We start from the raw sequence: 13,700 nt of genomic DNA on the forward strand, positions 1-13,700 counted from the left end.
GACCCTCCCTGCACCCGGCGACGAGACCCGCCCGGCCAGCAGCGCCTCCAGCTTCCACATTCGCGACCTCTTCGAAAAACCCCACGACCAGCCATCCGAGGGCACGGCAACCCCACCCCCATAGAGCGACACCCCGAACCAGGCAGCCAGAACCATCGGCTTGCTCGGAAACGCACTTGTCCGGCGGCTTCCGCAGTGTGCTGTGTTCACGGAGTACTGGCGTCGTTGGCACACTGGCCACGCCACTGGCGTTCTCAAGGCCACTGAAACTTCCTTGACCTGCGTGGACCTAGCGGGACGTTATTCGAACCGCGCTGACCTGCAGAATCTTGAGGCCGCACGTGCCTCGATCCAGGTCAGAAGCGCTCCAACGGTCCCCCAGCGACGCAAACGACCCTCACGCGCCAAGAAAAAGACCCACACCCCGCAACGCCTCGAACGCCGGTTCTCCCCCGGCACGATCGACGAACTGATCCAGACGTACCAAGACGGCACTCCCATCGCCGCACTCGCCACCCAATACAAGGTCTCCAAAACCGCCGTCCTGGCCCTCCTCACGCGACGACACACCCCCCGCCGCTACCAGTCGATGACCAATACCGACATCGACCACGCCGAACAGCTCTACCTGGCCGGCCACTCCCTCACCGCCTGCGCCCAACTCGCCGGATTCCCCGCCAGCAGCATCAACCGCGCCCTCAACAAACGCGGCACTCCCATGCGCCCAGCAGGCCCCCACGCAGCACTCGATAGAACCTCCGGCCGAGCTAGCGACACACGTAGCGCGAGGCAATTTCTCGCCGCCAGCAATCGACCTGAATCCCTGGTGTGTCCGGAGACTCGAACTCGCCACAGTCTACGACTGCGTACGCTCATGCAACGGAATCAACCACAGTGGATCGACCACCGAGAGGTTCTTGGCGTGTCGTAGTGCGACACGCCAAGAATTTTGACCAAACAGCAATCTGCCAGCGAACCAGCGATCTGTCGCTGCTAACCAGAGGATTCCACACTGAATTGGGCCGTAACTAGTAGAGAGCTCCGAACCACGGAGCTCCGAGCGATACAACAGCGCAAGTTTGCGGCAATCTTGAGTCTTTTGCCCTCTACCAGCCGAATTCATTTGATAACCAGTAGCGGTTCCGGAAAAACCAACCTCCGAGGGGAGCGTTGTGGCAGCACCCAATTTGTTTGCTGCAGTACATCTTCGGTCGGCAACCGTCTTTCGATAGACACATCACGGCTCGCCAACCACCGAGCCGCAGCGGCCTCATATCAACACTGCCGCAACAGCTCTCAGTCGACCACCAGCGAATTGGCAAGTAACATCAGCCCACGTTCGCCGATTGCACTCGGAGGACATGTAGCGGATGGAGCTGTATGCTGGCTCGTTCGGCGGTGTGGTGGGGACCCGGAAGGATTGCCGTGCTTCAGGATTCGGCGCTCTGAAGTGAGAACAATCCCAATCAGCACCCCTATAGGCGACGGGGCTTCCAGAGCCGGCCGATTACCCGTCACCAGTAGATAAAACGTGATGGCAACAGAGAATGGGGGGTTCGCCGTATGGATGTGGATCGGTGGACGTCTGTCACCGAGTCAAGTTTCGAGCACGAACGCCGCGGCCTGGAGGCCATCCGTGTCGCGCTACCCGATGCCGACCCCTGGCATGCGTGGGCGAACTTCACCTTCACGGAGCGATACGGGCACGTGCGCGAGGTGGACCTGCTGGTGATCGCACCCAACGGGGTACACATGATCGAGCTGAAAGACTGGCGCGGTCGGCTCATCGTCGAGAACGGCGACTGGGTACAGGAACTGGATAGTAGAGGGTGCCGGCATCATCGCAACCCGCTGCATCTGAACGAACAGAAGGCCAAGGAACTTGCCGGGCTGCTCGCCCCGCACCTTGGATCCGAGCGCGTCTTCGTGACCAGTCATGTCTGCCTCACCAACAAGGATCTGAAGTTCGAGTTGCCGCCGGGCGACCGCGCAAACACGCACACCATCACGGAGCTGGTGCGGGTCTTGAACGGGCCGGTGCTCGACGAGCGCCGCCGAATGACCTCCCAGCGGGCGAAGTCCGTCGCTCGCGCGCTACAGAAGGTCGGAATCGGCCGCAGCGAAGCCGATTTCACAGTGGGCGCCTACCGACTCGAACACCAGCCGTTCGACATCGGCCCCACCTGGAGCGACTATCAGGCCAAACACGCCGACCTCGGCACACCGGCGCGCGTCCGGATCTACGTCTCCGAGCGCGGTGCGAATGCCGAGGCGCGCAAGTCGGTGTACGACTCGGCGAGGCGAGAGGCGGCGGTGCTGCGCCAGTTCAGGCACCCCGGCGTGGTGCGGTTCGTCGATATCGACTCCGGCGCGCATCCCGCGGGTCCGGCGCTGATATTCGAATACGACCCGGCCACCATCCGCCTGGACGAATTTGTGTCACGTCATGCCGGCTCTCTCGACCTCTCGGATCGGCTGCAGCTGGTACGCCAACTGGCGGAAACGATGCGGGCGGCACACTCGAGGCGCATCTACCATCGCGGTCTGGCCGCCCACTCGGTACACGTGATCCCACGCCTGCACGACCGTAGCGGCCGCCAGCTGGGGGAACAAGATCGTTGGCGCACACCGTATCTGCTGATCTCGGACTGGCAGATCGCCACCCAGCGCAGCACCATCAGCCGACCGGGGCTGACCAGCCAGACCTCGACAAGTCTCACGGCGACGCATCTCGCGCCCGGCACCGAGGTGTATCTGGCGCCGGAGCTGGCTGCCCACAAGCCCAAGCCTATCGAGATGGATGTGTACGGCCTGGGAATTCTCACCTACCTGCTGGTGGCGGGCCGTCCTCCGGCCGCGACCCAAGCGGAGCTGCTTGCCAGATTCGAGGCAGGTGAAGGGTTACGGCCGGGCGCGGTGGTGGATGGCTTGCAACCCGACGTCGACGAGCTCGTAGAGGCTGCTACCGCCTACCAGCCGGAGCGCCGAATCTCCACGGTCGACGAGTTGCTGGAGTGGCTCGAGCTCATCGAGACCGAATTGCGCACACCCACGGATCCGGAACCGGTTGCGCCGGAGATCGATCCGCTCGAGGCGGTCGCCGGCGACGTCTTGGGCCGACGCTGGGAAGTACGTCGTCGGCTCGGCACCGGCTCGACCAGCCGTGCATTCCTGGTACGCGATCTCGAGGCCGACCCTCATGCGAAGGATGCGCGGGCCTTCGCAGTACTGAAAGTGGCACTCTCGGACGGTCGCGCCGACGTGCTGACCCGCGAGGCCGAGGTGATGCGGCGGCTGCGCAAGGACGCCCGCATCATTCAGTCGGTGGATCCCGGGATAGTCCCCCTCGGCGGCCGCACCGGCCTGCTACTCGAATATGTCGGCGATGAAAGGGAATTGGCCGGGCCCACCGAGACGGGGAGCAAACGCCGCCGCACCGAGGAAACGGTGGCGCGACACCTCCGCGAGAACGGCCGCCTCACCGTGGACGAGCTGGAGGCCTACAGCGAATACCTGTTCGGTGCAGTCGAATTCCTCGAGGGTGAGGGCATCTGGCACCGGGACCTGAAACCGGACAACATCGCGATTCGAGTACGCCCCAACCGAACTCGGCAGCTGGTGCTGATCGACTTCTCGCTCGCCGGCTATCCGGCCAAGGATACCGAGGCGGGGACCGACGGCTACCTGGACCCGTTCATCGGCACCGTCAGCCGCACCAATTACGACGCGCACGCCGAACGCTACGCACTGGCGGCCACGCTGCACGAGATGGCGTCCGCGGAACTCCCGCGCTGGGGTGATGGCTCGGTAGCGCCACGGCAGACCGATGCGGATCAACTCCCTCATCCGGAGATCGCCGCGGACGCATTCGATCCGTCGATTCGGGACGGGTTGATCGCGTTCTTCCGCAAGGCATTACACCGGGATGCCGCACAGCGGTTCGACGACCTCAAGCCCATGCGAGACGAGTGGCGGCGGATCTTCCTGGAAATGGCACGAGCGGTGCCCTCCCGCCCGCGGACTCGGCAACCGGGCGTGGACGCGACCGTCGGTGCCGACTCCGAAACGCAAGCCGGTCTCGCGCCCGCGGACGCGGAGACATCCGAGCAGGAGCGCAACCGGATCGCCGAACAGGCGACCCGCGAAACCTCTCTGGCGACTGCCGGTTTGACGGCGGCAGCCGAGCAATTCCTATACGGGATCGGCATCAACACGGTCGGAGATCTGCTCGACTACAGCCAGCGCAATCTCATCAACGCCCCCGGCCTAGGGGCGCGCACCCGCATCGAGATCCAGGGCCGCCAGAAACAGTGGGGCAGCCTGCTGGGCCGCACCACGCCCACACCGCTCACTACCGAAGGCCGCCGCGACGCCAGGGAAGAGCTGGCCGAATTACAGTCCACCGCAGCAGATCTGGGCGCGACGGCACTGCGGGCACTGAGCCTGGACACCCTGGTATCTCAGCTGGTGCCGGAACTCAACAGCAACGGCTCCAACGCCAAGAAGGTCGCGATGGTGACCCGGCTGCTTCAGGTCCCCGGTGTGGATAGCCTGCCCGACCTGGGCGTGTGGCCGACAAAGTCGGCGGTAGCAGCGTCTATGGGCGTCAGCTCGCCGGCAATCTCGCAGTCGCTCAAGCAGATGCGTCAGAAGTGGCGTAAATCCGATGCACTGTCCGCGGTACGCGATGAAATCCTGGAACTGCTGGGGGAATTCGGCCGAATCGCCTCCATCATCGAGCTCGCCGACGCCCTGATCCTGCGCCGCGGCACCCGCCTCGACGGGCGGGCGCAGCGCCGGGCACTGGCGGTGGCTGTGGTGCGCGCGGTCGTGGAGGCCGAACAACTGACACCAGACGAGGCGGCGTTCGAGTGCAATGGCCCCCGCGACGGCGCACTGCCGGTGGTGTTGGCTCTGGAGGTGGACGAAGCCAACGATCCGCCCGAAACACCTTCGGTGAAGGCATTGTTGGGCTACGCGGCGCGGCTGGGTGCCGCGGCCGACCGGCTGGCGGATGCGGAGACCCTCCCCACGCCCGGCACCGTGCTGGAACGGTTGAGCGCCATCGACGTTCCACCAGGCGTCGTCGAGTGGCCCGATCTGGGCTGGGACGAGCGGCGGCTGGTGCAGATGGCGGTGGGCGCATCACGGAATGCCGCGGCCACACCGCGATTGGAGATCTACCCACTGACGCTGCCGCTGGTAAGAGCGGCACGTCTCACCCAGGCGGGCCTGATCCGCCTCACCCCTGGTCTGGAGCGCCAGCGCCAACCCGGCATACGGGAGACGGAGGTGCGCGAGCGGATTCGTGCCCGATTCCCGGAACTCGGAGCGGGACAGGGCCTCCCGAAAGGCTCTGAACTCACCGCCGCACTGCGCAACGCCGGCTTTGACCTGGTACTGGAGACCAGTGCCGAGGGAATAACCCGCTACCTGCCGACTCACGGGATAGACGTCCTCAGCTCGCTGTCGGCTTGGTCGGGGCGCCGGTCCACCGCCACCACCGTCCGGGACGGCCGCTGGGCCGACGACCCCACCGTGGCAGCGGCGGCCCGCGCCGAAGAACAACTCACCGCGGCAGCGGGCCGCGATGGCTTCCGAGTGCTGACGGTGCGTTCCTCGATCGCTCACCTGGCCGCCGACGAGATCGCGAGTCGGTTTGCCGCCGAACCGATCTCGATGACAGGGCTCTTCCTGTCCGTCATGCACGACCTGGTTCCCTCCGGCGGCAAGCCAACCTGGGAGACGATCCTCATCTCCGATGCCGCCGAACCCGGCAGCAAGCGTGCTATCCATTTCGCGGACTACGCGCGCACAGCATTCGGCCGCATCGAACCGCAAGTGCTTACACGTCTGGCTGCCGCACCAGGCCCGGTACTCATAACCGACACCTTCGTTTTCGCCCGCTATGACGCCATGGGCGTACTGAACAGGCTCGCGGAGCAGGCCCGGCACGGCGGTCGTGGACTGTGGATGCTCTGTCCTCAGGACGACCCCAATCGCGAGCCGCGCCTGGGCACGGTCGTTGTCCCTTTTCAAGCCGGGTTCAGCGAGTGGATCGTGCTGACCGACGACTGGATCCGCAACAAGCACCGGGCCGGTATCCGAAATATCAACGGCGACAATGCAGGAGTGTCGAAATGATCGACCGCGTCCTATTGCTGGCAGACCTCCGCAAGCAGGTAGTGGCGGCCGAAAAGGATCTGACCGAACAGGTCGAGCACCCCGTCACCGAACTCGCCCGTGCGGCGCGCGATAAGTTGCTCGATGAATACCATGAGGCCAAGAAGGTCGGCCGTACCGCGGCCACATGGTCGACATGGCTTGTGGGCGACGACAAATTCCCGGGTCGTATCCCCCAGGTAGCCGCCGCATGGGTGCTGGGCACCGTCTTCGTGCGCTTCTGCGAAGACAATCAGCTCATCACCGAGCCGTACCTGACCGGACCCAGTACTGACCGCCGCGATTTGGCGCAGGCTCGCTACGACGCCTACGTCGAATCCGATCCCGACCCCACCTACCGCGGCTGGCTACTGCGCGCCTTCGCCGAAGTCGGCTCCGGCCAGGCGGGCAAGCTCCTGTTCGACCCTGCACACAACGCGCTGTACCAGATCCCGCTCTCTCATGAGGGTGCGGGCGCGCTGGTCGAATTCTGGCGTACGCGGGACGAATACGGGCAGTTGATACACGATTTCACGGACCCGCTGCGGGAGGGCGGCAAAGAGGGTTGGAGTACGCGGTTCCTCGGTGACCTGTATGAGGAGCTCTCCGATAATGTGCGCAAGGCCTATGCACTGCGGCAGACTCCAGAATTTGTGGAGGAGTTCATCCTCGATCGCACCATGAAGCCAGCACTCGGTGAGTTTGGCCACGAAGCGCTGAAGGTCATCGATCCGACTTGCGGCTCAGGACATTTCGTGCTCGGAGCCTTCAGGCGCCTGTTCGAGAAATGGGAAGTGCAGCCATGTGGGAAGGACCTGCATCAGCAGGTGCGGGCGGCGTTGGATTCGGTGCACGGTGTGGACCTCAACCCATTCGCCGTTGGCATCACACGCTTCCGACTGCTGGTGGCGGCCATGGCAGCAGCCAAGATTGACACGCTCGCCGAGGCCGCTAATTACGAGTGGCCGATCCACCTGGCGATCGGCGATTCGCTGATCCAGAACCGGCAGCTCGAACTCAACTACAACAGTGCCGGGGATCACGATCCCCTCGTCGAATTCTCCTACGCTACCGAGGATCTGCCTGAGCATTCTAGCATCCTAGCGAACAGACGCTACCACGTGGTGGTCGGCAACCCGCCGTACATCACTGTGAAGGACAGGAAGCTCAACGAGGCGTATCGGAAGATCTACTCCGACGTCTGCTCAGGAAAATACGCGCTCTCGGTACCGTTCGTCGCCCGCTTCTTCGAACTCGCCAAGCGCGGTGGCTCGGACGGCCGTGGGTTCGGGCGAGTGGGGCAGATCACCGCGAACTCGTTCATGAAGCGCGAGTTCGGAACCAAGCTCATCGAAGAATACTTCGCCAAGAGTGTCGAGCTCATCGAGGTGGTCGACACATCCGGCGCATATATTCCGGGACACGGCACGCCGACGGTAATACTCGTCGGCACACCACGATCCGGCGACAGCCGGACGCCGACAATCCGCACTGTGCGAAGCGTGCAGGGGGAACCTAAGGCACCTGCCAAACCTGAGAACGGGCTCGTGTGGCGGGAGATCGTCGAGCAGATAGACAATCCAGGCTTTGTTGGGAAATGGGTTTCGGTGGACGACCTCGAGCGGAAGCGATACTTCAGTAGGCAACCTTGGATTCTCATTGATGGCGGTCTAGAGATGGTGGATAAAATCGCCGACGCAGGCACCGTCAGATTGCGATCAGCTCTGGCACGTGACATCGGTTTCGCAAGCTTCTCTGGGGTTGACGACGCATTCTATCTACCGCGCCATCTGCATAACAGATGGCACGCGCCCGATTACATGCAGCGCCCCATGGCGGTCGGCGAGGACATTCGTGACTGGAATGTGAATCCATCATTCGACGCCTTGGTAACCAATCGGTTAGACGGATCTGTTATTGATTTCGACAGCACCTCCGCTTGGGGTCGGCACTTGTGGCGGTATAAGCAGATAATGGGCCGATTAACAGATTTCGCACGAAATTCACGTTTCGACACAAATATTCCCTGGTGGTCATGGTACCGATGGGTCTCAGACCGTTATCGAACACCAGAGTCCATCAGTTTTAGCCATGTCGCAACCCATTTTCATTCGGCGTTTGATAAATCGGGTATGACGTTCAACCAGCACGCCCCGGTAATCAAACTACCCGAGGGGGCGAGCGACGACGAGTATCTGCGGCTGCTCGGGCTGCTCAATAGCTCCACCGCTTGCTTCTGGCTCAAGATGGTGAGCCACAACAAGGGCAGCACTGTTGACGACAAGGGAGCCCGCCAGTCACGCGTGCCTTTCGACGACTTCTACGAGTTCACAGGAACCAAACTGCAAGGGTTCCCACTAGTGGTAAACGATTTCTCGGTTCACATCAGTAACGACCTAGATCGATTAGCCAATGAACTCAGCCAGACGAGCGCAACATCAGCTGCGCAGATATCAGTACCGTCGACTGCATTGCTGCGCCGAGCCGAATCCTGCTGGCATACAATCCGCCGCCGCATGATTGCCCTTCAAGAGGAGCTCGACTGGCACGTCTACTCCCTCTATGCCCTCCACCCCGAAGACCTCCGTCCTCGTGATGCGGTTGCGCCGGAGCTAAATTTTGGGGAACGTGCGTTCGAGATCGTCCTGGCTCGACGCGTACTCAAAGGTGAAGCGTCGGGCGATTGGTTCGGCCGCCATAACGCGACTCCAACTACCGAAATCCCCTCTCACTGGCCGGATTCCTACAAACGCATCGTGGAAAAGCGCATCGATGCCATCGAAAACAACCGCGCCATAGGCATGATCGAGCGCCCCGAATACAAACGCCGCTGGGCCACTGAGGGCTGGGATGCTTTGCAACACAGGGCACTCCGCTCCTGGCTCCTCGATCGCATCGAGCAGCGCGATCTCTGGCACGACGAGAACGACCAGCCGGTGATCCGCACTCTTCCCCGCCTCATTGACTTGCTCTCGCAGGACGAGGATTTCACCTCCATCAGCGCGATCTACGTCCCACGCCAAGACTTAGCGAAAGTTGTAGCGGATCTACTCACCGAGGAGCACGTCCCCTTCCTGGATGCCTTGCGCTACAAGCCATCCGGCCTCCGCAAACGCGCCGACTGGGAGCACGTCTGGGACCTCCAACGCCAAGAGGACAACGCCCCAAACCTGGAGCAACAGCTCAAGATTCGCGATTCGATCCCGATACCACCCAAGTACACCAGCGCAGATTTCCTCCGCACCTCCTTCTGGCAGGCCCGCGGCAAACTAGACGTCCCCAAGGAACGCTTAATTTCCTACGGCGACACCAACACCCCCACCCCGCAACGCTACGGCTGGGCGGGCTGGGATCACCGGGAGCAGGCTCAGGCCCTCGCCACATATTTCACGACACATGCCCTGGACACCGAGCAGATCACCCCGCTACTAGCCGGTCTGCTGGAGCTCCAGCCCTGGCTGTACCAGTGGCACAACGAATTCGATGACGCTTACAGCGGACCCCCCGCCGACTTCTTCGCCGGGTACCGCCGCCAAATCCAAAGCGAGCACGGATTGACCGACGACGACCTGCGCGCCTGGCGTCCGCCCGCCGCCACCCGCGGCCGGGCCACCGCCGCCAGAAAAACCACCCGAGCACGTAAGACAAAGGAGTGACAGTGACACCGAAACCTGCCACGCCGAAACCGTTGCTGCGGGACCTGATCCACATCAAGGAGCACATCTCCACCTCCGACTACGTGCTCGCCCTGGTCGAGTCGGTGTCCGATCCGGATGCCGCGGCGCAGGCGGTGCGCGAGTATGTGCTCACCGAGCAGTTGCTGGCCGACTACAACCAGGCGCTCACGCTGATCAAGTCCGCGCTCGACGGACACACCTCCAAGCCGGCGTACCTGCACGGCTCATTCGGTTCGGGTAAGTCGCATTTCATGGCGGTGCTGTATGCGCTGCTGTCCAATAATCGAGAAGCCCGGAACCGTACCGAGTTCGCGCCGGTGCTGGCCAAGCACGAGTGGCTGCAGGCCGACGGCCGCAAATTCCTGCTGGTGCCCTACCACATGCTGGGCGCGAAGTCCCTGGAGCAGCGGGTGCTGGGTGGATATGTGGAACATGTGCGCGCGCTGCATCCCGAAGCCCCGCTGCCGCAGGTGTATCGCACCGACGCGTTGTTCGAGAGCCTTGCCAATCTGCGAAAGACCATGGGCGACGATGCGGTGCTCGGTGCGCTCAATTCCCTCTACGCCGACGACCAGGACGACGAGTGGGGGGACACCGTATTCTGGACGGCGGCCAATTTGGATGCCGCCATGGCCGCTCCCGAGTCACACGATCCGGGTGCAGCACTCGATCTGGTAGCGCCCAAGACCCCAGAGGAGTGGCGCGCCAAGCTGGTCGGCGATGCCAGCGCCACACTCATCACCGGCTTCACCCGCGATGCCGCCGAGGACGAGCACGGGTTCATCTCACTGGATGCCGGCCTGTCGGAGATCGCACGGCATGCGAAGGATCTCCACTACGACGGGCTCATCCTGTTCCTGGACGAGCTGGTGCTGTGGCTGCACACCCAGATGCACGACCACAAGTTCGTGGCCCGCGAGACAGGGAAGATGACCAACTTCCGGGAAGGTGGAGACACCCGCCGCGCCGTCCCGATCGTGTCGTTCATCGCCCGTCAGCGCGATCCGCGAGAACTGCTGGGCGGCGAGGCATCCGGTGCGTACGCGGCCGCCATTCACGACAATCTCGAGCTCGCCTCCGGCCGGTTCGACGTGATCGAACTCGAGGACCGTAACCTTCCGGAGATCGCGCACGAGCGACTGCTCAAGCCGCTGAACAAGGATGCCGAGGCACAAATCGACGCCGCATTCGCCGTCACCAAAAGGGTCGGCCCACAGGTGTGGGACGCACTGCTCGGCTCCGACCAGTCCACCGGCGCGGATGAGGCTTCGTTCAAACTCGCCTATCCGTTCTCGCCGTCGTTCCTCTCGACGCTGGTACACATGTCCACCGACCTGCAGCGCAACCGCACCGGCCTCAAACTCATGGGCGAGTTGCTGGCGCAGCGCCGCGACAATCTGTCTCTAGGGCAACTGGTCCCGCTGGGCGATCTGTACGAGGTGCTCACCGCAGGCGGTGACCGGCCCTTCGTCGCGGACAAGCGTGTCATGTTCGAGGCTGCGGATCGCTTGTACCGCAACGATCTTCGCCCCTACCTGCGACGACTGTACGAGGTCACAGGGGACGATATCGAGGCTTACCTGCACCGGCCGACTGAGATCACCGACGCGAAGATCGTCAACGGCTGCAAGCAGTTCACGGCCGACAACCAGCTGTTGTGCACGCTGCTCCTGTCCGCGCTCGCGCCCAGCGCACCCGCGTTGCACGACCTGAACGCACGCAGCCTGGGGGCGCTCAACTACGGATCCATCGCCACCCCGATACCGGGCGCGGAGGTCGGTGTCATCGCGACAAAGATTCGTGAGTGGGCGGGCCAGTTCGCCGAGATCAAATACAGTGAGCCTGATGCCAATCCCGGTGTGCACCTGGAACTTACCGGCGTCAATGTCGATATGGTGCTCGCCAATGCCAGCGTCAACAACACCCGCGCCAACCGGGCCGCCCTGGCGAAGCGGTTGCTGATCGGGGAATTCGGCATCGGTCCCGATACCGATGTATCCGGTTCCCATCCGCTGCAGTTCGTATGGCGCGGCTCGAATCGGACAGTCGAGGTGGTGTTCGGAAACGTCCGTGACGAAGACGAACTTCCCGACAGCCAATTGCAGCCCTATGACAGCAGTCTGTGGCGGCTGGTGATCGATCTGCCGTTCGACGAGGATGACCACACCGCCCGGGAGGATGCCACCCGCGTGCGTGAACTGCGCGCCAAACAGCAGGACCATCCCACCCAGACCGTCGCCTGGTTGCCGGACCACCTGTCCAAGGCCCGCTGGGACGGATTCCAGAAGCTGGTCATCATCGATAAGGCCGTAGCCGACAGGGGCCGGTTCGACGCCCAGTACGCCAGTCATCTCAACGCCGACAATCGCTCCACCGCCTGGAATCTGCTGACCACCCAACGCGACACGCTGATGAATCAGATGCGAGCGGCGTTCAAGAAGGCGTATGGGCTGGACGCCAAGGCCGAGACCGATGTGCAGAATGTCTTCGACGATCATCTGCAGCCGCTGCCCGAGATCGCCGATCTGCGGCTTCCGTTCGGTTCGACGATGCACGACGGTATCCGCCATCTCGCGGGCCTCATGCTGGCTCACCAGTATCCCGCTCACCCGGATTTCTCCGACGATATCGGTAGCCCGGTGCGAGCCGCGGACGCGAAAACCATCTTCGCCCACGTGCATTCGGCCGCGGAATCCAGGGACGGCCGCGTCGAGGTACCGGCCAAGGACCGCAAAATTATGCAGCGCATCGCGGTCCCGCTCGGGCTGGGGGTACAGAAGGAGGCGTATTTCGAGCTATCGCGGCGCTGGGCAGACGACTTCCGGCGTTTCGTAGCCACCGATGGCGTGACCGGCGACCTGCCGGTCACCACGCTGGCCAAGTGGACTGACCGGCCACCACGCGGCCTGGACGAGTTCTTGAAGAATCTGGTGATCGCAGCCTTCGCCGCCATGGACGATCGGGTATGGGTACGTTCCGGCGTACCGCAGGACATTCTTCCCGAGCCGAGCCAACTCAAACCCGTTGACGCGCTGGGTAAGCAGCCGCTGCCGAGCGAACCTGTCTGGGACGTGGCACGGCATCGCCTCGAGACGATCACCGGCAACAAAGCACCGGCGCTACTCCGCGGCCCGCTGGTGCAGCAGCTGGCACGCCAGGTCACCGCATTCGCGCGCGACTTCACCGAACCCGCCGCTGCGCTGGTGCGGCAGTTGGAAAGTCACGCCACCTTCCTGAACCTGAACAGTTCCGATCGTCTGGCGCTGGCGCACCGCGCCGCCGCCCTGCTGACAACGGTGTCGGCAGCGAACGAAACCGGTTCTGCCACTGCCAAGAGGATTGTGGAAGCCTTCGCCGCATTCGATCTCGGTGAGGCGACACCGCAGCACCTCGGCGCGTCTCTCAAGCAGGCACGCGCCGTCGCCGACTCCCTCGAGGCCGCCCCCTGGGGGACACTACGTCTGTACAAGCGATTGGGTGCATCCGGCGAGCAGTTGCTGGAATCACTGCGGACAACCGCCCGCGCCAACCAGTTCACCGACGACCTGGTTGCCAAGCTCACCGATACCGCCGACGCCATCACGACCGCGCTCGACACGGAGGAGCCGGCTCCCGAGCCACCTCGAGAGACGTGGCAGCGCTCGGAGTACATCGACCTGAGCAACGAGTCGAACCATCCTCCGATACACACCGATCCGGTACCCGGCACTCCTGCGCGTTCCGGGTCCCGGCGCTTCACCGCCGTCAACGTCCGCGACGCCATCGGTGCGCTGGAGCATGAGGTGGCGGATCTTGCGCAGCGCGAGCCCAATGCCCAAATCATGGTGAGCTGGCGGGTGATCGAGTGAGCGGAATAGCCAC

The 13,700-nt window shown here is 63.3% G+C and carries 4 protein-coding genes; 3 read left to right on the forward strand and 1 reads right to left on the reverse strand.

Annotation, left to right across the window (positions count from 1 at the left end; translation table 11 throughout):
• Nucleotides 1-397 precede the first annotated feature (397 nt).
• Entirely contained in the window at nucleotides 398-640 is a 243-nt protein-coding gene (locus JZ791_RS22500; protein WP_216897173.1) for a hypothetical protein, read from the reverse strand.
• 923 nt (nucleotides 641-1,563) lie between these two features.
• Between JZ791_RS22500 and pglW the strand changes: the two genes are divergently transcribed.
• The 3 genes from pglW to pglY are packed head-to-tail and all read left to right on the forward strand — an operon-like array spanning nucleotide 1,564 to nucleotide 13,687.
• Nucleotides 1,564-6,144, forward strand: coding sequence for a BREX system serine/threonine kinase PglW (pglW, locus tag JZ791_RS22505; RefSeq protein ID WP_216897174.1), 4,581 nt, complete (start codon nucleotides 1,564-1,566; stop codon nucleotides 6,142-6,144).
• Nucleotides 6,141-9,818 carry a BREX-2 system adenine-specific DNA-methyltransferase PglX gene (gene pglX / locus JZ791_RS22510; protein ID WP_216897175.1) on the forward strand — a complete coding sequence of 1,226 codons (3,678 nt, stop codon included), beginning with the start codon at nucleotides 6,141-6,143 and terminating at the stop codon, nucleotides 9,816-9,818. The genes pglW and pglX overlap by 4 nt, the downstream gene beginning before the upstream one ends.
• 2 nt (nucleotides 9,819-9,820) lie before the next feature.
• On the forward strand, nucleotides 9,821-13,687 hold the full coding sequence (pglY, locus tag JZ791_RS22515) for a BREX-2 system ATPase PglY (protein ID WP_308163038.1): 3,867 nt from the start codon (nucleotides 9,821-9,823) through the stop codon (nucleotides 13,685-13,687).
• Nucleotides 13,688-13,700 lie beyond the last annotated feature (13 nt).

This window comes from Nocardia alni, from assembly GCF_019038435.1.
Taxonomy (GTDB): Bacteria; Actinomycetota; Actinomycetes; order Mycobacteriales; family Mycobacteriaceae; genus Nocardia; species Nocardia alni.